General features: G+C 68.6%; 20 protein-coding genes and 1 pseudogene. 11 read left to right on the top strand and 10 right to left on the bottom strand.

The annotated features are described in order from the left end of the window. The first annotated feature begins 298 nt into the window (after positions 1–298). The 7 genes from recC to LRX76_RS08400 all read left to right on the top strand — a co-directional run bounded on the left by recC (position 299) and on the right by LRX76_RS08400 (position 13,137). On the top strand, positions 299–3,751 hold the full coding sequence (recC, locus tag LRX76_RS08430) for an exodeoxyribonuclease V subunit gamma (protein WP_231804043.1): 3,453 nt from the start codon (positions 299–301) through the stop codon (positions 3,749–3,751). Between the two features lie 112 nt (positions 3,752–3,863). Continuing rightward, complete coding sequence (gene recB / locus LRX76_RS08425; RefSeq protein ID WP_231804041.1) at positions 3,864–7,760, top strand: exodeoxyribonuclease V subunit beta; 3,897 nt, start codon at positions 3,864–3,866, stop codon at positions 7,758–7,760. A gap of 388 nt (positions 7,761–8,148) precedes the next feature. After that, entirely contained in the window at positions 8,149–10,398 is a 2,250-nt protein-coding gene (gene recD, locus LRX76_RS08420; protein WP_231804039.1) for an exodeoxyribonuclease V subunit alpha, read from the top strand. Between the two features lie 99 nt (positions 10,399–10,497). Beyond that, positions 10,498–11,499: an Abi family protein gene (locus LRX76_RS08415; RefSeq protein ID WP_231804037.1), complete on the top strand. Its 1,002-nt coding sequence runs from the start codon at positions 10,498–10,500 to the stop codon at positions 11,497–11,499. 164 nt (positions 11,500–11,663) lie between these two features. Continuing rightward, a complete protein-coding gene (locus LRX76_RS08410; protein ID WP_231804035.1) occupies positions 11,664–11,762 on the top strand; it encodes a type II toxin-antitoxin system RelE/ParE family toxin in 99 nt (32 codons plus the stop codon). A 16-nt stretch (positions 11,763–11,778) separates the two neighbouring features. Beyond that, positions 11,779–12,069, top strand: coding sequence for a HigA family addiction module antitoxin (locus LRX76_RS08405; RefSeq protein WP_231804033.1), 291 nt, complete (start codon positions 11,779–11,781; stop codon positions 12,067–12,069). A gap of 159 nt (positions 12,070–12,228) precedes the next feature. Next, positions 12,229–13,137: a pseudouridine synthase gene (locus LRX76_RS08400; RefSeq protein WP_231804031.1), complete on the top strand. Its 909-nt coding sequence runs from the start codon at positions 12,229–12,231 to the stop codon at positions 13,135–13,137. 233 nt (positions 13,138–13,370) lie between these two features. Here the strand turns inward: LRX76_RS08400 and LRX76_RS08395 are convergent, their stop codons facing one another. The 5 genes from LRX76_RS08395 to LRX76_RS08375 form a co-directional block, all read right to left on the bottom strand. Further along, complete coding sequence (locus LRX76_RS08395; RefSeq protein WP_231804029.1) at positions 13,371–13,703, bottom strand: hypothetical protein; 333 nt, start codon at positions 13,701–13,703, stop codon at positions 13,371–13,373. A gap of 141 nt (positions 13,704–13,844) precedes the next feature. Beyond that, a complete protein-coding gene (locus LRX76_RS08390; protein WP_231804027.1) occupies positions 13,845–15,515 on the bottom strand; it encodes an AAA family ATPase in 1,671 nt (556 codons plus the stop codon). 173 nt (positions 15,516–15,688) lie between these two features. Continuing rightward, a complete protein-coding gene (locus tag LRX76_RS08385; RefSeq protein ID WP_231804025.1) occupies positions 15,689–16,513 on the bottom strand; it encodes a restriction endonuclease in 825 nt (274 codons plus the stop codon). A 199-nt stretch (positions 16,514–16,712) separates the two neighbouring features. After that, on the bottom strand, positions 16,713–16,880 hold the full coding sequence (locus LRX76_RS08380; protein WP_231804023.1) for a SymE family type I addiction module toxin: 168 nt from the start codon (positions 16,878–16,880) through the stop codon (positions 16,713–16,715). Positions 16,881–17,354: 474 nt separating this feature from the next. After that, positions 17,355–17,714, bottom strand: a complete 360-nt coding sequence (locus LRX76_RS08375) for a DNA-binding protein (protein WP_231804021.1) — start codon at positions 17,712–17,714, stop codon at positions 17,355–17,357. 321 nt (positions 17,715–18,035) lie between these two features. Between LRX76_RS08375 and LRX76_RS08370 the strand changes: the two genes are divergently transcribed. The 3 genes from LRX76_RS08370 to LRX76_RS08360 all read left to right on the top strand — a co-directional run bounded on the left by LRX76_RS08370 (position 18,036) and on the right by LRX76_RS08360 (position 19,915). Beyond that, complete coding sequence (locus LRX76_RS08370) at positions 18,036–18,599, top strand: hypothetical protein (RefSeq protein WP_231804019.1); 564 nt, start codon at positions 18,036–18,038, stop codon at positions 18,597–18,599. A 20-nt stretch (positions 18,600–18,619) separates the two neighbouring features. Continuing rightward, positions 18,620–19,093 carry a hypothetical protein gene (locus tag LRX76_RS08365; RefSeq protein WP_231804017.1) on the top strand — a complete coding sequence of 158 codons (474 nt, stop codon included), beginning with the start codon at positions 18,620–18,622 and terminating at the stop codon, positions 19,091–19,093. 141 nt (positions 19,094–19,234) lie between these two features. After that, positions 19,235–19,915 (top strand): hypothetical protein, encoded by a 681-nt coding sequence (locus LRX76_RS08360; protein ID WP_231804399.1) that lies wholly within the window; start codon positions 19,235–19,237, stop codon positions 19,913–19,915. Between the two features lie 156 nt (positions 19,916–20,071). Here the strand turns inward: LRX76_RS08360 and LRX76_RS08355 are convergent, their stop codons facing one another. Further along, complete coding sequence (locus LRX76_RS08355; RefSeq protein ID WP_231804015.1) at positions 20,072–20,656, bottom strand: hypothetical protein; 585 nt, start codon at positions 20,654–20,656, stop codon at positions 20,072–20,074. Positions 20,657–20,665: 9 nt separating this feature from the next. Beyond that, positions 20,666–20,901 (bottom strand): annotated as a pseudogene (locus LRX76_RS08350) (IS481 family transposase); the annotation flags it as partial. Between LRX76_RS08350 and LRX76_RS08345 the strand changes: the two are divergent. Beyond that, positions 20,858–21,076 carry a hypothetical protein gene (locus LRX76_RS08345; RefSeq protein ID WP_231804418.1) on the top strand — a complete coding sequence of 73 codons (219 nt, stop codon included), beginning with the start codon at positions 20,858–20,860 and terminating at the stop codon, positions 21,074–21,076. The pseudogene LRX76_RS08350 and the gene LRX76_RS08345 sit on opposite strands and share 44 nt — an antisense overlap. A gap of 98 nt (positions 21,077–21,174) precedes the next feature. Here the strand turns inward: LRX76_RS08345 and LRX76_RS08340 are convergent, their stop codons facing one another. The 3 genes from LRX76_RS08340 to LRX76_RS08330 form a co-directional block, all read right to left on the bottom strand. Continuing rightward, positions 21,175–22,263, bottom strand: coding sequence for a copper resistance protein B (locus tag LRX76_RS08340; protein WP_231804013.1), 1,089 nt, complete (start codon positions 22,261–22,263; stop codon positions 21,175–21,177). Then, a complete protein-coding gene (locus tag LRX76_RS08335; RefSeq protein WP_231804011.1) occupies positions 22,260–24,068 on the bottom strand; it encodes a copper resistance system multicopper oxidase in 1,809 nt (602 codons plus the stop codon). The genes LRX76_RS08340 and LRX76_RS08335 overlap by 4 nt, the downstream gene beginning before the upstream one ends. Before the next feature lie 104 nt (positions 24,069–24,172). After that, entirely contained in the window at positions 24,173–24,640 is a 468-nt protein-coding gene (locus tag LRX76_RS08330; RefSeq protein ID WP_231804009.1) for a CopL family metal-binding regulatory protein, read from the bottom strand. Positions 24,641–24,686: the final 46 nt, after the last annotated feature.

Raw genomic sequence — 24,686 nt, 5'->3', positions numbered from 1 at the left:
TCCCTTGCGCGCAGCGCAGGGGAGGGTTGGGGAAGGGGTGCCGTTGCTTGGGCTTTTGATCGGATCTACCTGATCGACGACACGCCGCCAATCAGTAGCGGAGCCAAGAAGCCACAGCCACAGCACCCCTCCCCAACCCTCCCCTGCGCTGCGCGCAAGGGAGGGGGCATCGGCTCCGTCGCACTTCGCTTGCACTTGTACCCAGGGCCCGCGCCCAGTCGCGCAGGCCAGCATCCCCAGGCTGCCCTCCACATCCCAGGTCTCTGCACCTGCGACCGCACTGCGGCAAGATGGCAGGATGCCTGCCGCCGCCTGCGATTTCCGCCTCTACCCCTCCAACGCCCTGGACATGCTGGCCGCGCTGCTGGCGGAGGAACTGCGGCGGCCGGCGCCGGGCCAGCCGCTGCTGGCGCCGGACGTGGTGCTGATCCCGCAGGTGGCGATGCGGCGCTGGCTGCAGGCCACGCTGGCGGCCGAGTACGGCGTCGCCGCCAACCTGGAGTTCCTCACCCCCGGCGAATTCGTCGCGCGCGCGCTGGAGGCCAATCTCGGCCCGGCAGCGGACGACCTGGACATGGCGGCGATGCAGTGGCGCCTGTACGCCGCGCTGGCCGACCCGGGCGTGCGCGCCGCGCCGGCGCTGGCGGCGATCGACGCCTACCTGGGCGACGGCGACGCGCTCAAGCCGTGGGCGCTGGCCGGCGAGCTGTCCGCCGTGTTCGAGAAGTACCAGGCCTGGCGCCGCGACTGGCTGCTGCGCTGGGAGGCCGGCGCCGACCCGGCCGACCCGCAGGCGCAGCTGTGGCGCGCGATCGCCGCCGGCCGCCGCTACCGCGCGCGCCGCATCGACGAATACCTGGGCCGCTTCGGCCGCGCCGACGCGGCGCTGCCGCAGGGGCTGCCGACGCGGCTGTTCGCCTTCGCCACGCTCAACATCTCCCCCGACGTGCTGCGCGTGCTGGCCACCCAGGCGCGGGTGGGCACGCTGCACTTCTACCTGCCCACGCCGACCCAGGGCTACTGGGGCGACCTGCAGAGCCTGTGGCAGCGTCGCCGCGAGGGCGCCGGCACCGAGCTGTTCGCCGACAGCGTGCAGGAGAACCCGCTGCTGCAGGCCTGGGGTGCGGCCGGGCGCGACTTCATGGCCCTGCTCGGCAGCGAGGAGGTGGCGCCGCCGCGCGCCGAGATCGAGGCCTACGCCGACCCGCTGCAGTCCGGCCGCCGCGCGCTGGCCGACGGCGGCCTGGGCGACAGCCTGCTGCGGCGCATGCAGTCCGACCTGCTGCATCGCCGCGACGCGCCGCCGCCCGCACCGACCGCCGCCGATCCGCGCCAGCGCCTGCCGGCGCTGCGGCTGCACGATCCCAGCCTGCAGGTGCACGCCTGCCACACCCGCCTGCGCGAGCTGCAGGTGCTGCACGACCAGCTGCGCGCGCTGCTGGAGGACGAGCGCTTCGACCCGCCGCTGCAGCCGCGCGAGATCGCCGTGCTGGCGCCGGACATCGACCCCTACGTGCCGTACCTGGACGCGGTGTTCGGCGGCCACGGCGACGACGATCGCCTGCCCTACGCGCTGGCCGACGCCAGCCCGCTGGCCAGCGAGCCGCTGGCCGAGGTGTTCCTGACCCTGCTCGGGCTGCCGGTCTCGCGCTTCGGCCTGCACGAGATCCTCGACCTGCTGGCCAGCGCCCCGGTCGCCGAGGCCGCCGGCCTGGACGAGGACGGGCTGGAGCGCCTGCGCGGCTGGCTGCACGCCGCCGGCGCGCGCTGGGGCCTGGACGCGGCGCACCGGCAACGCCACCAGGCGCCGGCCGACGACGCCTACACCTGGCGCTTCGCGCTGGACCGGCTGCTGCTCGGCCACGCCAGCGGCGCCGAGGACGACATCGCCGGCGTCGCACCGTGGCCGCTGCTGGAAGGCAGCGCACTGGCGGCGCTGGACACCCTGGTCCGGCTGCTGCGCGCGCTCGAGCGGCAGCAGCAGCTGCTGGCCGAGGCGGCACCGCCGGCGACCTGGCGCGAGCGCCTGCTCGGCCTGCTCGACGCGCTGGTCCCGGCCACGCCGTCGGCGCCGCGCGCGCAGCGCGCGCTGGAGCGCCTGCGCAGCCTGATCGACCAGTACGCCCGCGACGCCGAGCGTGCCGGGTTCGCCGGCGCGGTGCCGGCCGAGGTGGTGCGCGCGCACTTCGCCGCGGTGCTGGGCGAGGCCGACACCCGCGCGCCGCTGCTCACCGGCGGCATCAGCTTCGGCCGCATGGTGCCGATGCGGCTGCTGCCGTTCCGCGCGATCTGCCTGCTCGGCATGAACGACGGCGACTTCCCGCGCCGCGACCCGGCCGCCGGGCTCAACCGCCTCACCGCCGAACTCGGCAGCGAACGCCGCCGCCATGGCGACCGCTCCACCCGCGACGACGACCGCTTCCTGTTCCTGCAGCTGTTCGCCTCGGCGCAGGAGGTGTTCTACCTCAGCTACCTCGGCGCCGACGCCCGCGACGGCAGCGTGCGCGAGCCGTCGCTGCTGGTCAGCGAGCTGCTGGCCAGCGCCGCGCGGTACCACGCCGATCCCGAGGCGGCGGACAAGTTCGTGGTGCGCCATCCGCTGCAGCCGTTCGCCGCCGCCGCGTTCGGCGGGGCGGGCGAGGGTAGCGGCGAAGGCAGCGGCGAGGGCGGGCCCGACCCGCGCCGCTTCAGCTACCGCCGGCAGTGGCGGCCGGCGGTGGACAGTCTCACCGGGCAGCGCCAGCCGCTGGCGCCGTGGGTGGCCGGCGAGCTGCCCGCGGACGCGGCGGCGCCGCCGGCGAGCGTGTCGATCGACGAGCTGCGCCGGCTGTTCGCCGACCCGGCCGGGGAGTTCCTGCGCCACCGCCTGGGCATGCGCCTGCCGGCCCCGGCCGGCGAGGACAGCGACCTGGAGCCACTGCTGGCACCGGGCCGCGGGCTGGAAGGCTACGAGCTGCAGCAGCAGGTGTTCGAGGCCGCGCTGGCCGGCCAGGCCGACGGCCTGTACGAGCGCCTGCGCGCGCGCGCGCTGCTGCCGTCCGGGCCGCTGGGGCGGCGCCAGCTCGACGAGCGCCTGCACCGGATCGCGCCCTACGCCGCGGCCTTCGCGCAGTGGCGCGGCGAGGCGCCGGCGCGGTCGCAGCGGCTGCAGGTGCGGATCGACGGCATCGACCTGCACGGCCGGTTGCCCGGCTGGTACACGCCCGGGCTGGGCCGGGTGCAGGTCGGCGCCCTGGGCGGGCGCGCGGCGATCCGCCACGGCCTGGAATGGCTGCTGCTGCGCGCCGCCGGCGAGCGCGCGCCGTACGTGCGCTTCTTCGAGCATGAGGACGGCATCGGCCCGCATCCGATGGATCCCGAGCCGCTATCGCAGGGCCAGGCACAGGCGGCGCTGGCCGAGCTGCTGCGGCTGTACCACCACGGCCTGCAGGCGCCGCTGGCGTTCGCCCCCTACAGCAGCTGGAAGTACCACCAGGCCGCGCTCGCCGACGACCTCGACAAGGCGGTCAAGGAGGCCGCCGCGCAATGGCAGGCCGGCTTCGGCTGGAGCGAATCGGCGGCACCGGAGCTGCACCTGGTCCACCGCGGCGCCGACCCGTTCGCCGATGCGCAGCGCTTCGCCGCCTTCGCCGCCACCAGCCAACGGTTGTATTCGCTGCTCGAACGCGGCGAGCCCGGCGACTCGCCCGACCCGGCGCGGCTGGTCGAGAGCTGGCGCCACTGGCACGGCGCGCAGGAGGACGCGGAATGACGATCGCAACACGTCTGGCCATCGCCGCTGCCGGCGCGGCGGGCTTTACGCCGGATCGGGACCCTTCGCATCGCCTGCTGGAGCGTGCGCGATGACCGCATCGGATGCATCCATGCCGGCGCCCACCCGCGACCCGTACCTGAGCCTGCCGCTGCACGGCGTGCGCCTGATCGAGGCCAGCGCCGGCACCGGCAAGACCTTCACCCTGGCCACGCTGTTCACCCGGCTGGTGGTCGAGCGCGGCCTGCGCACCGGCCAGATCCTGGCCGTCACCTTCACCGAGGCCGCCACCCAGGAACTGCGCCGCCGCATCCGCGAGCGCCTGGCCCTGGCCGCCACCCTGGTGCTCGCAGAAACCCCCGAAATCCCTGAAATCCGCGAAACCCGCGAAACCCCTGAAACCCCTGAAACCCCCGAAACCCCCGAAACCCCCGAAACCCCCGAAACCCCCGAAACCCCCGAAATCCGTGAAAACCCTGTAGGAGCGACTTCAGTCGCGATGGGCCTTCCCGGTGACGCCCCATCGCGGCTGAAGCCGCTCCTACAGGAGCAGGACGACTCCCCCGACATCACCCTGACCCGCGCGATCCTCACCGCCCACCTGGCCACCGCGCAGGAATCCCCCGCGCAGCTGCGCCGCCGCCTGCAGCAGGCAGTGGAGGAGATCGACCTCGCCGCCATCTTCACCATCCACGGCTTCTGCGCCCGCGTCCTGCGCGAGCACGCGCTGGAGAGCGGCCAGAGCTTCGCCGCGCCCGAGCTGCTGGCCAACGACCGCGAACTGCTGGCCGAGGTCGCCGCCGACCTGTGGCGCGCGCGCGCGGCCGACGCCGCGATGGCCGAGGACCTGGTCGCGCTGTGGCCGGGCGGGCCCGAGGCGCTGGCCGCCGACCTGCGCGAGCTGGTGCGCCACCCGAGCTTGCTGCCCGCCGCCACCGAAGCCTCGCCCGACGATCCCACCCCGGCGCGCCAGGCCGCCGCGCAGGCGCTGGTCGCGGCGCTGCGCGAGCACGCCGACCAGGCCTACGACGCCATCGCCGCCGCGTTCGACGCCAAGGTGTTCGACGGCCGCCGCGCGCGCCGGCCCAGCTTCGACAAGGCCTTCGAGCAGCTCTGGCAGGGCAGCGCCGAGGCGCACTGGGCGCTGGACGACGGCGGCCACCTCGACAAGCTGTTGCCCTCGCGCCTGCGCGGGTTCTGCAAGGACGGCGCCCACGACCGGGTGCCGTGCTCGCCGCTGTTCGACGCGCTGGAGGCCTGGGCGCAGGCCGACGCGCAGCTGCGGCAGTGGCAGCTGCAGCGCCGCATCCGCCTGCTGCACGCCCTGCGCGACGACGCCGCGGCGCGGCTGGCGCTGCTCAAGCGCCAGCGCCGCGTGCAGACCTACGACGATCTGGTCGATGGCGTGGCCCATGCCTTGGCGCCGGACAGCCCCCAGGCCGAGACCCTGGCGCGGCGGCTGCGCGCGCAGTACGCCATCGCCCTGGTGGACGAGTTCCAGGACACCGACGAGCGCCAGTGGTCGATCTTCTCGCGCGTGTTCGGCGAAGGCGAACTGGCCCGCGTGGCCGGGCTGGAGCCGGCGCTGTTCGTCATCGGCGACCCCAAGCAGGCCATCTACGGCTTCCGTGGCGGCGACGTGCGCACCTACCTGGCCGCCGCGATCACCGCCGAGCGCGCGCCGCCGCTTGGCCACAACTTCCGCTCGCGTCCCGGCTTGCTCGCCGCGATCGACGCGCTGTACGCCCAGGCCGGCTATGCCGACGCCTTCCTCACCGACGGCATCGCCTTCCACCCGGTGCAGCCGGGCACGAAACGCACCGATGCCGACCTGCAGCGCGACGGCGCCGCCGCCCCGGCGCTGACCCTGTGGCGCGCCCCCGAGCCGCCGCCGCCCGCCCAGGCCGCGACGGCGGCCAAGAACAAGCCCGCCGGCAAGCCCAAGCCATGGAGCGCCCACCGCGCCCGCGAGCTGTGCACCGCCGCCTGCGTGGCCGCCATCCGCGGCTGGCTTGCCGCCGGTAATGAGGGTCGCGCCAGCATCGGCGGCCGCCAGGTGCAGGCCGGCGACATCGCCGTGCTGGTGCGCAGCCACGGCGAGGCCACTCGCATCCAGCAGGCGCTCGGCGCGGCCGGCATCCCGGCGGTGGCCGCCGGCCGCCGCAGCCTGTTCGCCACCGACGAGGCGCTGGAACTGCTGACCCTGCTGCAGGCGCTGCTCGACCCGGGCGACGACCGCCGCCTGCGCGCCGCGCTGGCCACCGTGCTGGTGGGCGAGGATGCCGCCGCCATCGCCGCGCTCGAACACGACGGCGAGCGCCACCGCCGCTGGCAGCAGCAGGCGCTGGACTGGCGCGAGCGCTGGCAGCGCGGCGGCCCGCTGGCGCTGGTCGGCGACCTCGGCGCCAGCCACGGCCAGCGCCTGCTGGCACTGGTGGACGGCGAGCGCCGCCTCACCAACTACCTGCAGCTGGCCGAACTGCTGCAGGAGGCCGACGCCCGCGCGCTGGGCCCGCATGGCCTGGTGGACTGGCTGGCCCGGCGCATCGCCAACGCCGACGACGGCGACGAGGCCCAGCAACTGCGGCTGGAGTCGGACGCGCGCCGGGTGCAGATCGTCACCCTGCACAAGTCCAAGGGCCTGGAGTACCCGCTGGTGTTCCTGCCCTACGTCGGCATCGGCCGCCGCGAGCGCGGCGCCGGCCGCCACTGCGTGGTGCACGCCGACGGCCGCCGCCAGCTGCGCTGGAACACCGGCAAGGACGACCCGGCCTGGGGCGAGGCGGAGCAGGCATGGAGGCAGGAACAGCGCGCCGAGGACGCGCGCCTGCTCTACGTCGGCCTCACCCGTGCCGAGCACGCGCTGTGGATCGCCACCGGCCCGTTCCCCCAGCACGATCGCACCGCGCTGGCGGCCATGGTCGCCGACGTCGAGGCCCTGCAGGCCGCGGTCGGCGGCAACGCGGTCGCCATCGACACCACGCCACCGCCGGCCGAGCTGCCGCGGCTGCCACCGGCCGCCGAGGTCCAGGTGCCGCCGGCGCGGGTGGCGCAGCGCCAGGTCGCCCCGGACTGGTGGGTCTACAGCTTCACCCAGCTGGCGAACGCCGATGGCGGTGCCGCAAGCGGCACCTCGGCCGATGCCGGCGTCGCCGCCGACCCGATGGCCAGCGCCACCGTGGAGGGTGGCGGCGGCAGCGACGAGCCGGCCGCCGCCGAGCCGCTGGCAGCATCGGCGGAGGCCGAGGCCTTCGACCCCCGCTTTGCCGGCAACCGCTTCGGCGTGGTCATGCACGACGTGTTCGAGCGCGCCGACTTCGCCGCCTGGCGCGACTGGCATCCCGGCCAGCCGGCCCCGGCCGGGCAGGGCGAGGCCATCGTCGAGGCCCTGCAGCGCGGCGGCTACGCCCAGGACGAACTGGACGACGGCGTGGCCATGCTCACCGCGCTGGTCGGCAACACCCTCACCGTGGCCCTGCCCGAGGGCGGCCGGCTGGCCGCGCTGCCCGACCAAGAGCGCCGCAACGAGATGGAATTCCACTTCGCCATGCAGCCCACCCGCGTGGACGCGTTGCTGGCGCTGCTGCACCGCTTCGGCGTGGTCGGCGAGCGCCAGGCGTTCGGCGCGCGCCAGCGGCTGGAGGGCCTGATGACCGGCCTGATCGACCTGGCCTACCACTTTGATGGACGCTGGTACGTGCTCGACTACAAGTCCAACCGCCTGCCGGCCTACGACGCCGACGCGCTGGCGCGCGCGATGACGCACAGCGAGTACGAACTGCAGGCGCTGATCTACACCGTCGCGCTGCACCGCTGGCTGCGCTTCCGCCTGGGCGATGAGTACGACTACGCCCGCGACTTCGGCGGCGTGGGCTACCTGTTCTGCCGCGGCGTGGACGCCACCCTCGCGCCCTCGCCGGGCGTGCACGCCTGGCGCTTCGACCCGGCGCTGGTGGAAAGCGTGGATGCCCTGTTCGCAGGCCGCGCGCTGCCGGAGGTAGTGGCATGAGGACCTCCACGCCCCCCAATCCTTCGCTGGCACCGAGCCTGTCCGGTCGCGGCATTGCCGGAGATGCCCGCGGCGACTGCTGGTGGATCCATCCAGAAGCCCGGCACACGCCACCGGCACACAATCGCGCCACTCGGCCGCGGCCGGGTCCTGACCGGAGCCGCCCTGGCGGCAACGGGCCTTCCCGCCAATACCTCGTCGTCGCCAGGGCGGCTTCCGCGACGGGTCCGCTTGGCTGGACCGTTCCCGGGCAAGCCGCAGCCGGGCAGGCTCGGTTCTCCCTGGGGGCAGGACACGTCATCGTCGTCCGCAGCCTCGATGCCGCCGCCACCTGCCTTCGCCGGCAACCCAGGACCGCGGCACCAAGCGCGTGTCGGGAGCCTCGCCCATGAACCCGTTCGACACCCTCCAGCGCAGCGGCGCCCTGCGCACGCTCGACCTCGCCTTCGCCCAGACCCTGCAGCGCCTTGCTCCTGACACCGGCGCCGAGGTACTGGCTGGCGCCGCCCTGGCCTCGCTCGCCGTGGCCAGCGGCCACGCCGGCCTGGACCCGGCCCGCGCCGGCGTGCTGCTGGACACCCGCGACGGCCCGGCCCCGGCCTTGCCCGACCCGGCCGACTGGCAGCGCGCCCTGGCCGCTTCGCGCTGGGTGGCCCAGCCCGAGCCGGAAGATCCCGCCGCCCCCGACTGCCCGCTGGTGCTCGAACACGGCCTGCTCTACCTGCGCCGCTACCGCGAGTACGAGCGCCGCTTGGCACAGGGCCTGCGCCGGCTCGCCGCCCAGCCGCTGCCGGACTTCGACGCCGCCCCACTGGCCCCGCTGTTCGCCCAACTGTTCCCGCACGCAGCAGTGACGGCCGGCTCTTCCCCTCTCCCGCTTGCGGGAGAGGGTGCCCGACTGCGAAGGCAGGATGCCGAAGCGAACGGCGCAGCCGGCCCGAAGGGCGTGCGGCAGGAGCGGCACGTAAGGGCGGGTGAGGGCCAGGGCCTTCCCGACCAACCCGCCGACCAGCAAACCCCAGACCGCCAGGCCCAGGCCGCCGCACTCGCCCTGCGCCGCGCCCTGCTGCTGGTCACCGGCGGCCCCGGCACCGGCAAGACCACCACTATCGCCCGCCTGCTGCTGCTGCGCATCGCCCAGGCGCAGCTGGCCGGCACCCCGGCCCCGCGCATCGCCCTGGCCGCGCCCACCGGCCGCGCCGCCGAGCGCATGGCCGAGAGCCTGCGCATCGCCGTGGCTCGCGCCCTGGCCGACGGCCTGTCGATGCCCATCGCGCAAGCCGCCCCTCCCCCGCTTGCGGGAGAGGGTGCCCGACTGCGAAGGCAGGATGCCGAAGCGAACGGCGAAGCCGGCCCGAAGAGCGTGCCGCAGGAGCGGCACGCAAAGGCGGGTGAGGGCGCCCAACGGGCGGAAGAGGACACCTGGCCCCTCCCGCTCCCCACCGGCGCCAGCACCCTGCACCGCCTGCTCGGCGTCATCCCCGACTCGCCCAACTTCCGCCACAATGCCGACAACCCGCTGCCGTTCGACCTGATCGTCGTCGACGAAGCCTCTATGGTGGACCTGCCGCTGATGTGCAAGCTGGTCGAGGCGGTGGCCGACGGCACCCAGCTGATCCTGCTCGGCGACGCCGACCAGCTGCCCTCGGTCGAGGCCGGCGACGTGCTCGCCGCCATCCTGCAGGCCGCCGGCCCCGGCGACGCCCTGCAGCCCGACGATGCCCAGGCCCTGCAGCCGCTGCTCGGCGGCGTGCCCGGCGGCAGCCGGCCCACCGACACCCGCGGCGGCGGCCTTGCCGGCCACCGCGTGCACCTGCTGCGCGGCTACCGCCAGGCCCAGGGCTTCGAACTCGCCCCGCTGGCCGACGCCGTGCGCGCCGGCGACACCGAGCGCAGCCTCGCCCTGCTGCGTGGCGGCGAACTGGCCGGCGTGCACTTCCACCAGGACATCGACGATCCCCTGCAGGCCCGCGGCGAACCCCTGCTCGCGCACTGGCGCGCGCTGGCCGCCGCCGAAGACCCGGCCGCCGCCCTGCGCGACGCCGGCCGCGTGCGCCTGCTCACCGCCGTGCGCAACGGCCCGCAGGGCGCGCGCGGCCTCAACGCACGCATCGAGCAACTGCTGGCCGAGAGCGGTAGCGGCACCCGCCGCCTCGGCGCCGCTTCGCCCTGGTTCCACGGCCGCCTGCTGCTGATCGCCGAGAACAGCTACCGCCATGGCCTGTTCAACGGCGACGTCGGCATTTGTCTAAGGGACGAAAGCGGCGCCCTGGTCGCCTGGTTCGAAGGCGAGGGCGACGGCCAGGTCCGCGGCTTCCACCCCGCCGCGCTGCCCGCGCACGAGAGCGCCTTCGCCATGACCGTGCACAAGGCCCAGGGCAGCGAGTTCGACGAAGTCTGGCTGCAACTGCCCAACCGCGACGCCCGCGTGCTCAGCCGCGAACTGGTCTACACCGGCCTCACCCGCGCCCGCCGCGCGCTGCACCTGGCTGCCAGCGAGCCGGTGCTGCGTGCCGCGCTGGCGCGGCATGCGGCGCGGATCTCGGGCTTGGCGTGGCGGTTGGGCGGGGAAACGGCGCAGCCCATCGACGATGCGCCGGACGAAGTTGCCGTGCCCATGCAGGGCTCGCTGTTCTGAGAGATACAGCAAGCTGTAAAACGATTCAGTTGTCCAATATTTTCAGATAACTTCCATCGAGTGATCAGTTGCGCACACGCGCCGTCCAGGCAAGGAGCCATGTCGATCAATCACATTTACAGTCGCCCGTGGAAATCGTTCGACGAGCAGTTGGCACTGCTACGGATGCGCGGTTTGCTGATCGAAGACGAGAAGGTAGCTCTGACCTGGTTGCAGCGTGTCGGCTACTACCGTCTCAGTGCTTATTGGTACCCCTTCCGGGTATTCCGGTTGGAGCAAGATGCGGCGAACGGCGCTATTCGTACGGTGAGCACGGACCAATTCGTGGCAGGCACCGTATTCTCCGATGCGGTCGCCCTGTACCTATTCGATCGCACCTTGCGTATACTGCTTGCCGACGCGCTGGAACGCATCGAAGTATCGTTGAGAGTCGAGGTGGCATATCGGCTGGGCAGCGCCGACACGTTCGCCCATCTGCACGAAGACAATTTCCATCCAAGTTTCCGCAATAAGCGAGATCATCGCTCAGGGCAGACCGCGTTCGCCGCGTGGCAGCAGCGACACCAAGGGCTGGTGCAGCGATCGAAGGAAGACTTCGTCAAGCACTACCGTGAGAAGCACGGTCCTAACATGCCGATATGGGTAGCCATCGAAGTGTGGGATTTCGGTTCGATCTCGCAGCTGTTGGCCATGATGAAGGTCGCCGATCAGATGGCGATCGCTTCTCGCTATGGCATCGGAGACTGGAGGATACTTGGCAGTTGGGTTCGCGCACTTAGTTATCTGCGCAATCTGGTGGCGCATCACAGCCGGGTATGGAATCGCAACATGGTCTCCGAGCCCAAGCTACCGCCTTCAACCGCAATCGACTGGTGCGAGGCATTCGCTGGTAAACCGGATCTGCTGTCGAAGCCCTTCGTTTACCTGGCCATCGTCCGCCACATGCTCCAGCGGATATGCTCAGGAAGCCAATGGCCGGATCGGCTGGCACAGCATCTGTGTAGCTTCCCGTCCCAGGCCTCCCAGCGGAAACTGTCAGTCACTGGCATGGGGGCGCCCAACGGGTGGGAGCGCTGGTGGAACGCGAAAGCCGGACAATAAGAACCCCCGCGTAGGTTTCGAAAAACCAAGAGGCGAGGGCCATGTTGGATCGAAGTCTAACACAAGATCTTGAGCTACGCTCGTGGGTACCTCCTGGTGAGGCTTGGCAGGGGCGTGGGCCAGAGCAGGCTCAGCGCTTGCTGTCCTAGGCTGCCGGAGCGCCGATGTCTTGGGACAGCATCCGGATCAACGACCAATGGCGCATTTGCTTCCGATGGAAGGAAGGCGATGTCTCCGAGGTCGAAATCGTCGATTACCACTGAACCCGAGGCATCCCCAATGGCCCCCCTACCCAACATCCATCCCGGCGAAGTGCTGCTCGAGGAGTTCCTCGAACCGCTGGGCATCAGCCAGAACGCGCTTGCCCGCGCCACCGGCGTGCCGCCGCACCGCATCAACGAGATCGTGCTGGGCAAGCGCGGCATCACCGCCGACACCGCCGTCCGCCTGGCCGCGGCACTGGGCACGACCGAGCGCTTCTGGCTGGGCCTGCAGGCCGACTACGAACTGGAAGAAGCCCACCGTGCGCTCGGCGATCTGCCTGCGCGCATCAAGCGATTGGCCGCCTGACGGCAAACGATCGCCCTGGCGTAGTTCGTAAGCCATCCTGAGTCGCGAGGCATGGCACGGTGGTTCGCTTGCAGATCGACGCATGCGATTGGCCTTGCCTTCCTTCGGGCACCCATACTCGGACAATGCTTGCCAATCGCCTGCGCGTCCGCCCGACAAATGCACACTGACCCCGGTTCCCTACGCCCCACTCGCGACGGCATTCCCGCCAGCCGGTTCCAGCTGCCCCCAGGGCCCTGGGCAACGGTGCTGGAAGCACTATGCGCGCGCTTCCCGGGCGTGGACGCGGGTACCTGGCGCGAGCGCTTCGAGCGGGGCCGCGTGCTGGACGCGGACGGGTGCCCGCTCGACGCAGCGGCCCCCTACCGGCGCGGCGCCGAGATCCACTACTTCCGCGAGGTGGTGGACGAGCCGGCCATCCCCTTCGCCGAGACCGTGGTGCACGCCGACGCGCACCTGGTCGTGGCCTGCAAGCCGCACTTCCTGCCGGTGGCGCCCACCGGCGCCTACGTGCGCGAGACGTTGCTGACGCGACTGGTGCGGCGGTTGGACAACCCGTCGCTGGTGCCGCTGCACCGTATCGACCGGGAGACCGCCGGGCTGGTGCTGTTCTCCGCCGACCCGGCCAGCCGCGGCCGCTACCAGGCGCTGTTCCGCGAGCGGCGCATCCGCAAGCACTACCTGGCGGTGGCGCCGCCGTTGCCGGGTCTGGTGTTCCCGCATGTGCATCGCAGCCGCCTGGAGCCGGGCGAGCCGTTCTTCCGCATGCGCGAGGCCGCGGGCGAGCCGAACAGCGAAACCGTGATCGACGTGGTCGCCCGCGGCGAGGGTGTGTGGACCTACCGGCTGCAGCCGGTCACCGGGCGCAAGCACCAGTTGCGGGTGCACATGGCGGCGCTGGGCGCGCCGATCCTGCACGACCGCTTCTACCCGCAGCTGCAGCAACAGCGGCCGGACGATCCGCAGCGGCCGCTGCAACTGTTCGCGCATGCGCTGGCGTTCGAGGACCCGATCACCGGCGAGAACCGTTGCTTCACCGCCAGGCGTGGACCCAGCGTGTCCAGCTGACCCTTATCCCGTTCACGGGAGAAGGGGCCCGAAGGGCGGATGAGGGCGCTTTTGACGTACAAATCCGACGGACACTCGAACGCGCCGTCGGCCCCGCCCAGCCTATGGGGCATCTTCGTCGCAAGCGAAGCGGGACGGACCGGGTTGGCTCGCATGCAGCGGATGCTTGCGGCCTGCCATGTGGCGCTTTGGCCTGAATATCGATACGGCCCAGGGTTTAGTCGACTACGCGCTCACTTCGCTGGCACGCGCTGGTACTCGTCGCTGCCGGTGTTGAGGTGGCCATTGGCCTGGTCGATGGCGAAGTTCACCGTCTCGCCGTCGTTGGAGACCTGCAGCACGCCATCCTTGTAGATAGCCGGGTAGTTCTCGGTCTTGGGCTTGCGGCTGAAGAACCTCGGCGTGGTGTTGCGCACCATGAAGGACTCCCCGTTGCGCTCGATATCCATCACGTCGTCCTGCGACTGCACATTGACCCAGTGGCCGACGAACTTCTCGCCCTCCACCTTGGCGCAACCGGTCACCAGCATCGCCGCGGCCAGCGCGGCACCCATCCACTTCATCATCTTCCGCTCTCCAGTCTTGAAGCCAGGGCGAGGATGAGGAAGCTCGGATGTACGGGAAGTCAACGCTGGGGGCGCAGGGTGTCAGGTGCCTATCGCGTGAAATTGTACTCTGCCCCCCTATTTTATGACCCCTATTTTCCTTTAACCATGCTTTTTCAGTGGAGCTAGCACGGTTGCAGCCAATTCCTTATAGATAGCCATTTCTGGTTGAATCAACGGAGCAAGGTGTTCGATCGAAAATGCTTCCGCCGAGTTACCATAGCCATTTAATCCAAGCAACTTCTTGATTTCAAAATATAAACTGTCGGTGATCGCTTTTACATCATCACTAGGCATGCCACGGCTTGGCAGTGTTTCCAATTGTTGCTGCTTCTTTTGTCTTATTTTTTCAGCGACGTCAGATTTGCCGAGGGTCTTACAAAGCTCTGCTAGCACCTCGTCATCCCAAAGAAAACTCTCTATATCACGTCGAGATAAAACATAGATATTTTCTTGCTTGAGCGCTTCAATCTCTGTTTCATTACGATCATCCTTATCGAAGACTTTCCAGGTCTTCATCCCTGGCGCCAGCTTGGTCAGTAGATAATCAAATGCCTTCCCATCGTGCTGCACTTCATTGCCGCCTCCCAAGGGGATGAAATCAATTTCTGGGTGCCATGGGCCAAATATCTTCTGATATACAGTTACATCAAAGCTTGGCTTTCTCCCCGATTGGCCAATCTTTCTGCCTTCGCAAAAAATGACATATTCAGGCACCACCAACTCGGCCAAATCATCTAGTGCGGTATGAAACATCTTCTGCCAAAATAGGCGATCTGGCTGAATTGGTTCTAGCTTTACCGCCAAGTCAAAATTTTGATCGTGGAAGTCGATGAAGGCAACTTGTCCTTGATTAGTCGCATTAAGTTCTGCTGCTTTCCGCGCCATGCCAATGGAGTGGGTGGAGAGCCAAAGCTGGCAGTTATCAGGAATCAGATCGAACATGACCTCAAGTAGCCTTGCCTGAAGGCGCGTATGCATATGAAGTTCAGGTTCGTCGATGCAGAAGATGGTGTCATCGAATTTCTTGCGCTTGATGATGAAATCTAGCAAAAGATCGAATGCAGCTTTTTCACCGCCAGATAGGTTTTTGTAATGGAAATTGGAGGTCATGCCCTTGGTGAAACGGAAGGTTCCGCCCTCCAATGGATTGCCTGGGCCTTCAAGCACAAGATTATCAAAGACCCGCCGCATGGCTTGTCGGACTTCACCAATTAGCTCATCGGTGATCTGACCTGCCGTTCTATCTTTCTGACTTTGATCGTAGAGTTTTTCTAGGCTGGCTCCCACCAAGCGCTGGTAGTTATCTTGGACACGGGATTCTGAGAGCATCAGCATAGATGCTCCACCGGTGTCTTTCAGAATGTCGTCGAGCCGGTGCAAGCCTTGAGTAGTAAAATCCGGAGAGTGACGATAGGCGGAACGCACATAGAAAGTTTTTTTGCATAATTCTTTATTGTGTCGGATATCTTGGGTCACACCAAAGAAATTTGGAGCTATGTTGTTCCAAGTGTCGTTCGCAAGGTTTCGTGTTGTAGGGGGGGATGAACTTTGGGTTCCTTTATTTTCTGGCCGCCAATAATAATCTTGGTCATAACTCCAGTCTCCTCTGGCAGATAGTTTCATCCAATAGTTGAAGGCTTCAAAGAGGGAGGTTTTTCCGCTCCCATTTGGTCCTGTGAGTAGAACGAGTTTGGCTGTCCGTGGAATATTGGAAATTTCAAGATCGGCAAAGCGCTTGAAGTCCCGGATTTTAATTTTTTCCAGTCGCACAATGATTACTCTGAAAAATGACCTTGGCCAACAACTGGTCGGATAAAGAGATCGGATTAAGCGGGCTGAGGTTGATGAGCGCCTTTGAACAGGGATAATTCCTCGGGAGGTGCCGGGTGATTATTTGGCAACGGTTTACGGTGAAGTTCGCGCGATAACGGGATTAGGTTCATTTATACAGAACCTCTGCATCTAGGAAACTGACTGCACCCGAGAAAGGTTTCGCCAGTACGCCGATTCCTTCGCTCCACCATCGTGTTTCCGCAGCGCGGGCACGCTAGAACTATGGCTGCGGGATAGGGCGATTGCGTGATCGCAGCATCGGGTTGCTGGGCCGGCAAGGACGCAGGGACAGGGCCACGCTGCACCACCCGTATCATCGTCAGCAACTGTTCGCCGCCGATCAGTTCGATCGGCTTGCCTTGGGCAAAGCGTTCTGCATCGTGGGTATAGCGGCCGATACAGACGATCTTCACCGCATCGGCTTGATGGTGCGCGAGCAGCCCAGCCATCTCGCGCACGACGCTGACGCCGACTTGCTGGCGTTTCCACTGCTTGCACTGCACCAGCGTGCGGCGGCCATCCTTGCGCAGGATCAGGTCGATGCCGCCATCGGCACCGCCCAGGCCGGTCTCTTCTACGATGTAGCCCTGGCAGCGGAAGGCTTCGCCGACCAGCAGCTCGAATTGGCGCCAGCCGCCGGCCGACAGGCTTTCCAGGGTGGTGCGGGTTTCCAGCAGTTGGCGGCGGTGGCGCTTGCCCAGGTATGAGAAGAACGCGGCCATCCAGCAGATGACCAGCACCAGCCACGCCAATGGCGCAAACATTGAACCTGATTGCTGGGCGAAGCCCTGCGCCAGCAATCCGCCTTGGTGGGACAGCCACCAGACGATGCCATAGCGCACCGCGACAAAGCCGGCGATACCGGTGGCGACTCCGATTGGCCACGGCAGCGCAGCCAACGTATCTAAGCCGCTTTTCCTTCTACTGCGTCCCATGCAAGAACCCCCGTTCCAAGCCGCACCATAGCTCCCGATGGCGCCGTTGTCAGCAGTGAGTGGCAGGGTGAAGGCTGGGAATCATGGGGAGGAAACGGTTTCCCAAACGCGTTGATAAATTGCGTCGTAGGAAAGGCGCCGGGCGTTACGCGCCGGCGCCATGTGCTCGCATGTCTGGTCTATCGACCTGTCGAGCCAGCTACTTGCTGCGACTGATCAGCAACAGCCCACGCCCGACCGTCACTTGCAACGCGTCCCCGACGGCGAAGCCGCATTGCTCCAGCCAGCGGCCCGACAGGCGCAGCTTGGGCACGGCGCATCCCAGCACCTGCTCGCCACGCCGCTCGTCGTAGTACTGATAGCCCATCGTGCAACGCTTGGGCGTGCGCGAGCGTCGCAGGGGCGTCAGAGCAGCGGGGCAGGGCAGCGGAGTCGCGACTTCAGGGACGGATACTGCGTGCGCTGGCTTTTTCTCGCGCTTGCTCGGGCGACGGCTTGCGGGTTGAGTAGAGACGTGCTGGGACTGTTTGGACTGGCGCATATCGGATTCCTTGTGTGATGTGGAATCCGCCGCGTTCGCTGCTAAACGAAGGCGGCGGACGATGCGCGGTTAGCAGGCCGGCCACAAGGAACCGGCAGGCCTTTCGGCCTCCGCGCACCGCCCGCCATGGAACATGGCATGCGTGCCCATGCCGTTGACCGGGCAGAAGAAAAGCGCCGGCATCGACGATGGGCGCTGGTGCGCCTTGTGGTTGCGGGCTGCTAAACCCGGCCGCGGAGTTTGCCGCGACAATCCGATGCTGCTACCCACCTTCGGATGCTGTCAAGCGCAGATGGAGCGCTAGGACAAAAACTCCACCAGCAACTGCCGCTTGGCTTCGGGCAGGCTGCGGAAGGCGTCGAGCAGGCGGCCCTCGTGGTCGCTGAGGCGCCGGTAGGTGGCGGTGGGTTCCTTCACGCTCAGGTTGACGTGCCCGCGGCCGGTGGCGAGCCATTCGAAGCTGGCGTCGAAATCCTTGGACAACTCGATGATGCGCGGCAGTTCGGGCAGGGCAAGGCCGGTGAGCCATTTGCGGGCTGTCTCGCGCGATACCGCGTAGCGGTGCGCCAGGGCGCTCGTTCTTCCGCGTCCTGGCACGAAATGGGCGCGGTCCAGCATCTGCCGCAGGCGGCTCGCGAATTCCTCGTAGGGTGCGGCCATCCGAATTCCTGTCGTCACATCGTCGCCAAGCGCTCACGCCCGGGACATTGAGCAAGTGCGTTGCATTGTTGCCCACCCGCATTCGCATGAAAGCAACTTCAGGTTGTTGACACGGCCAATTTGTGGTTGCATTGTGCCAACTGTGGGTTGCAGAACTGTCCCCGCTACCAATCCCGAAGCGCACTTGACGACTGTCCTGCCGATCTCCGGCGAGGGCCGTCAGGCCGGGTGCGGCTGAGCTTCCCACCGCCGTTGTATGCCGTCTCCCTCCCCATCTTGCGAGGTACCGCCATGCACCATGCATCACCCGATTCTTCCGACATGACCGGCTATTTCTTGCCGGAGGACGCATACGCGCGACTACGCGATGTCGGCGACGAATTGCAGCTGCAGATCACGCTGACGGCCACCACCCATGCGCTGGACGGGGAAATCCTGCCGATGGAGTTCAAACGCGCGGGGCTGGCCAGCTACTTACGCGGAGTACACGAGCGCATCGAGAACGCGCTGCAGGAGTGCCGCTATCCGGCCAAGCTCAGCGACGAAGACGAAGACGAAGACGAAGACGAAGACGAAGATGAAGATGAAGATGAAGAGGAACCACGCGCTTCCAAGCCCTTGGTCTGCGGCGTCACCCTTGATCAAATCGACGAGGCTCACCGCTTGATCCGAAGGATTGCCGCCCAGGCCGACTTGCTCGCATCCGCCTATGGCGAAGAGTTGGCCGAGGGCAGCCTGGTCAATATGGGTGATGTCATCTTTGAAGAAGCCCAGGACGCCCTCGACATCGTCAGACAGATCAACGCGCAGAGCCTGAGAGAGTTCGCCGCAGCGAACGTGCCGGCAGCGCCGAAGGCCGGTCCCCCTGATCTTCACCAGCCATAAGATGACGGGAAGAACCCGTCATGAGTACCGATAGCGCCCTCAAGCCCTTGGTCTTCGGCATCACCTCGGATCAGTTCGATGAACTCGACCACCTGATTCACAGGCTCCGTGCCCACGGCGACGTGATTGCATCCGGCGGCGCCGATGAGCTGTCCAAGGGGAGTCTTCTTTTCATTGGCGAGGTCATCTTCGAAGCAGCCAGCACAGTGGCCGATATCTTCGATCGGATTGACGAGCAGACACTGGAAAAGACCGCCAAAGCGTCGAGCCGGGCCGCATCGATGGCAGGCCATCCCGTGTTCGTCAGCGAGATGCATCGCGATCTCCTGCGCGCACGTTCCATCGTGCAGCTGATGCAAGCGCCGGCTCATCAAGCCGAAGTGGAAGGCTTGAGCGGTTCCTGCGCAGGGGTGTCCGACCTGTTGGGCAAGGTGATCGCCTATGTCGAGGCGAACTTCGACACATCTGGACAGGAGCCAGCGACGCTGAGCTGAGCGGTCTGCTCGCAAGCCACCGGCTCCCGCCTGCATGAAGACGATGGTGCGACGTATCCCGGTTCCGGATGCGACAGACAGACCGACCCCGCCCCATCGCTGTTCGCCGACAATACGCTTCCCTCAGTTGGAATGATCGAGATGCACAGGATCGCGTTGCTCGCCTTGCTGGCGGTCGTCGCGCCGGCCCATGCCGCGCCGGGCGACGACGAGGCGGCCATCTGCCGCAATGGCCTGTTCACCAGCAGTCCGGCCACTTTCTCGCTGGCCAAGGTCGCGGTGCCGCGGCTGTACCTGCTGGGCGACAGCGATGGCTGCCCGGGCAAGGGCGAGGCCGCGTGCCGGCAGGGGCCGTACGTGGTGCAGGGCGATACCGTGGTGCTGGCGCAGCGTCGCGGTGGCCATGCCTGCGCGTTCTATCCCAACAAGGTCGGCGGCAGCGCCGGGTGGGTGGCCGAGGCCAGCCTGCGGCCGCTGCCGGTCGCAGAGAAGCCGGCGCTGGGGGCCTGGATTGGTCATTGGCGTGACGGCGACAACAGTCTGCAGCTGATCACCAACGGCGATGGCAGTGTCACGGTCAACGGCGATGCCTATTGGCCGAGCGCCAGTCCGAGCCTGGAGGATGCGCCCGGCGGCCCGCACCTGGGCAGCGTCACCGCGCGCGACTATGTGCAGGGCAACCGGCTCGAGGTCAGCGAGCATGCATGCCAGGTGCGCATGCTGCTGCTTGGCGATCTGTTGCTGGTCTCGGACAACCTGCAGTGCGGCGGCATGAACGTCAGTTTCGGCGGGGTGTACCGGCGCGCGGCCGCCCCGCGCTGAGCGCGGGACGTGGGCCTGCCTCGGGGTCGGGTTCGCTTCCCGCAGCGGACTCGCCTACCGCGAGCCAACCTTGCCCCGGGACATGCCGACGGCAGTGGCACCGGGCCGTTATCGGCCTGCGGATCGACGCCGACCGATCGAGGGACGACCCGGGGGTCAGCTTCGCGTCCGCGGCGACGCCGGCGAGTTCGTGCGCAGCCATCGCTCCGTCTCCCGGGGCGTGCGCAGCCGCACGATCGCCAGGTGCGGGAACTCCTCCGCGATCTGCGGCATTCGCTCGCTCCACTTGTGCAGCGTGTGGGTCTGCCAGTGCAGGATGTTCGCCTCGGGATCCTTTCCCAGCCTTCGCCACAGTGGCTTTTCGACGTTGCCGTTCCACAGCTTCGTGCGCAGCAGGCGCCGCATGAGCGTGCGCCGGAGCAGCCTGCCGCGTACCACCCGGTAGGGGTAGTCGAGCCAGATCACCAGCTGCGCCCGCGGCCCCAGGATGCGACTCGTCCCTTTACCTGCGTACTGCCACTCGGTGATCCAGTGGTCCTCGGCGGCGAAGGCGCGCACGTCGTCGAGGAACTGCGGCCGCGGCGTCCAGTTCGGGCCGTGGAAGAGTCCGTCGATCTCGATGTGGCGCAGGCCCCACAGCGCACCGATGCGGCGGGCAAGGGTAGTCTTCCCGGATCCGGTGACGCCGGCGATGAGCACGCGCTGCGGCAGCAATGGCAGTGGGTCGTTCGCGGACAGCATGCGGACATGCTAGGTGTTTGGTCCCGGAATGAGGTGGCGCGGGTCGATCTTGAAGATCGACGGGTTTTGGGTCCAGGCCTCGCAAATGGCCTGGTAGGGCGTTCTCCACCGTAGGCTTTGAGGTGCTTGGCGAAGTTTTAGGCGGTGACGAAGGCCAGGACATGGTTTTTCAAGCTTTGCAGATCGTCGTAGCGGTACGTCTTGATCGTGGCGTCCTTGATCGTGCGGTTCATCCGTTCGGCTTGGGATCCCATGCCGCTGGAGGCAGCGATGGAGGGCGCTGCGACTGAGATGGGCGATGGTGTGCTTCAGGAAGCCCAGGTTGCGCGCATGCTCGCCGGACCGGACAGCCGGCAGGAACATGCCCGGCGCCATGCCTCGGTCGTCGAGGCTGCAAGGCGCCTGGCGGCCGTGCCCTGAGCGCGAGTTGCCGGGCCGCGAGGCAGGCCGGTGCGGTCCGGTCGTGCGCGTCCCGATCGAGGCGCCGTGTGTACGCCGATCTTCCATGCCGCCGTTGCTCAGAACCAGATGCGCACGCCGGCCACCAGGCGGGTGTCGCGCGGGTCCTCGCCTTCGGCGCGGCGGTAGTCGGCGGTGCGCCCGTAGCGGCGTTCGTGGACCACGCCAAGGTACGGCGCGAAGCGGCGGCTGAACTCGTAGCGCAGGCGCAGGCCCGCCTCCGCGCTGTTCAGGCCGCTGCCGTTGCCGTAGCGCGGCTCGTCCCTGGCCGAGGCGCTGGCTTCCAGCCGCGGCTGCAGGATCAGGCGATTGGTCAGCAGCAGTTCGTACTCGACCTCGACCCGGGCCGCGGCCTGGCCGGACTCGCCCAGGTAGGCGGTGGCCGACACCTCGAACTTGTACGGCGCCAGGCCCTGCACGCCGAACGCGGCCCAGCCGCGCGAGTCGCCGGGGCGGAAGTCGTGGCGCACGCCGGCCACCACGTCCCACCACGCGCTGACGCTGCGGCCGTAGAGCACTTCCAGGTCGGCCGCGCCGGTGCGGCCGCGTTCGCGCTCGCCTTCGCTGCGCAGCCACAGGCGGTCGATGTCGCCGCCGATCCAGGCGCTCGCCTCCCAGGCCTGGCCGCTGCCGGGATCGGCATCCCAGGTCTCCAGTCGGTCCAGCAGCACCAGGCTGTTGATCGACGATCCGTGCGACATGTGCGCCGAGTTCAGCACCGGAAACGCGGCGGCGCGGTCGGCATCGGTCAGCGCCGGGATCGGCTCGCGCGGCTCGCTCGGTGCCGGCGGCGCGGCCGGGCCCGGCGTGCAGTGGCCCATTGCGGCGTGCTCGCGCGGGCAGTCGGCCTGTGCCGGTGCGGTGGGCATCGTGCAGTGGCCCATCGCCGCGTGTTCGGCCGTGCAGTGCGAGGTGGCGGCCGGAGGCTGCATATCGTGGGTGGTCGCCGGCGTCGGCGTGCAGTGGCCCATTGCGGCATGTTCGGGCGGGCAGTCGGCCTGTGCCGGTACCGTGGGCATCGTGCAGTGGCCCATCGCCGCGTGCTCGGCCGTGCACGACGGCGCGGCCTGCGCGCGGGCGGACGGTGCCGTGCCCGTTCCCAGGGCCAGCAGCAGCGCGATGGCGAGGGTGTCGGCGTGGCGCTTCATGCCTGCTCCTCCACGCGCACTTCGCGCATCATGCCGCCGTCCATGTGGTAGAGCAGGTGGCAGTGGAAGGCCCAGCGGCCGAGCGCGTCGGCGCGCACGCGGTAGCTGCGGCGGGTGCCCGGCGGCATGTCCACGGTGTGCTTGCGCACCTGGAAGCGGCCGTCGGCGTCCTCCAGGTCGCTCCACATGCCGTGCAGGTGGATGGGGTGCTGCATCATCGTGTCGTTGACCAGCACGATGCGCATGCGCTCGCCGTAGTTCAGCCGCAGCGGTTCGGCGCCGGCGAACGGGATGCCGTCGAACGACCAGGCGAACTTCTCCATGTTGCCGGTCAGGTGCAGCTCGATCTCGCGGCCCGGCTCGCGGCCGTCGGGGTCGGCGAACAGGCTGTGCAGGTCGGCGTAGGCCAGCACCCGGCGGCCGTTGTCGCGCAGGCCGATGCCGGGGTCGTCCAGCTTCGGCGTGGTGGCCATCGACTGCATGTCCACCAGCGGATTGCCGCGCTCGCTGGCCGGATGGCCGCCGCCGCCGTGCGTCATGCCGGCATGGTCCATGCCGGCATGCCCTGCCGCGGCATGTGCCATCGCCGCGTGGTCCATCGTGCCGGCCGCACCGCTGCCGTGGTCCATGCCGGCCATGTCATGACCCATGTCGGCCATGGTCAGCAGCGGCCGCGGGTCGAGCGCGGGGACCGGTGCCTCCAGTCCGGGATGCGCGGCCAGGGTGCCGCGGGCATGGCCGGTGCGGCCCATGTCCTGGGCGAACAGGGTGAAGGCGTCCTGCCCGCTGGGTTCGACGATCACGTCGAAGGTCTCGGCCACGGCGATGCGCAGCTCGTCCACCGTCACCGGGTGGACGTACTGGCCGTCGGCGGCGACCACCGTCATCTTCAGCCCGGGGATGCGGATGTCGAAGTAGGTCATGTTGGCCGCATTGATGAAGCGCAGCAGCAGCTTCTCGCCCGGCCGGAACAGGCCGGTCCAGTTGCCGCACGGGGTGACGCCGTTCATCAGGTAGGTGTAGGTGTGGCCGTTGACGTCGGACAGGTCGCTGGGGGTCATGCGCATGCGGCCCCACATGCCGCGGTCGGCGAGGGTGGCGCGCAGGCCGTCGCGGCGCACGTCGCCGAGGAAGTCGCCGACGGTGCGCTGGTAGTAGTTGTCGTGGGACGGCATCTTCTTCAGGCGCCGGAACAGCGCCGCCGGGTCCAGGTCGGTCCAGTCCGACAGCAGCACCACGTGCTCGCGGTCGTAGCGGTAGGGCGGCGGCTCGACGGGGTCGACGACGATGGCGCCATACAGTCCGGCCTGCTCCTGGTGCAGCGAGTGGCTGTGGTACCAGTAGGTGCCGGACTGGTTGAGCCGGAAGCGGTACTGGTAGGCCTGCCCGGGGTAGATGCCGTCGAAGCTCAGGCCCGGCACGCCGTCCATGTTGGCCGGCAGCACGATGCCGTGCCAGTGCACCGAGGTCTGGGTATTGCCGGGCAGTCGGTTGGACACGCGCACGTTGACGGTGTCGCCCTCGCGCCAGCGCAGGATCGGCGCCGGCAGCGAGCCGTTGACGGTGATGGCCGGGCGCTCGCGGCCGGTGAAGTTGACGCGGGTGGCGCCGATGGACAGCTCGAAGTCGCTGCCCTGCAGCACGTAGGGCGCGGTGCCGTCGCGGGCCAGGGCGGCGGCGCTGGCCGGGCGCAGGGCCAGGCCGCCGAGGCTGGCGGCGGTGGCGCCGACCGCCAGGCCGGTGACGAAGCGGCGCCGCGACGGCAGGGGGGGCATCCCCGCCGGTGCGGAAGAAGGTCGATTCATGGAAATCCTCGATGCGATGCAGGGAGCCGGACGCCGGGCGTCCGCTCGCGGATCGGCCACGCATGCATGGCCTGACGGCCGCCGTCGCGCGGCGGCATCGGGGATCAGGCGATGGGAGGCCGATCGAGCCGGGGCAGGCCGGGCGAGCCGCGTTCGTGCTGGCGGACGGCGGGGACCGCCAGCCGCAGGGCCGGCGAGGACAGCACCGGCAGGGCGGTCAATGCCGGCAGCGGTTGCGCATGCGGGCACTGGCAGCTGGCGGCGGAGGTGCAGCAGCTGTCCTTGCCGCTACCGTGGTCCTGCGCGCCATCGCCGCAGCCGGCCGGCGGCGGTGCGGTGTCGTGGCAGGACGCCATCGCCATGCCGGCGTGCCCGGCGTGCCCGGCGTGCCCGTGCATCGGCATGCCGGCATGCGCCGAGGGCGGCGCGGACTCCGCCGCGGGCACGTGTTCGGTCGCGGCCCGCGCGTGATCGCCGGCCAGCGCCTGCATCGGCAGCACGGCCGAGCCGGTGCCGTTGAGCACGAGGCTCAGGCACAGCAGCAGGCGTGTCAGCAGGACGAAGGTGGTCAACGGGGCGACGGGTCGGGGGAGGACTTGGAGCAGAGGATACTGGAGC

This window comes from Stenotrophomonas sp. MMGLT7 (assembly GCF_021168555.1).
Lineage (GTDB): Bacteria > Pseudomonadota > Gammaproteobacteria > Xanthomonadales > Xanthomonadaceae > MMGLT7.
The sequence above is the reverse complement of the archived record's forward strand: the minus strand, read 5'-3'. Positions and strand labels throughout refer to the sequence as shown.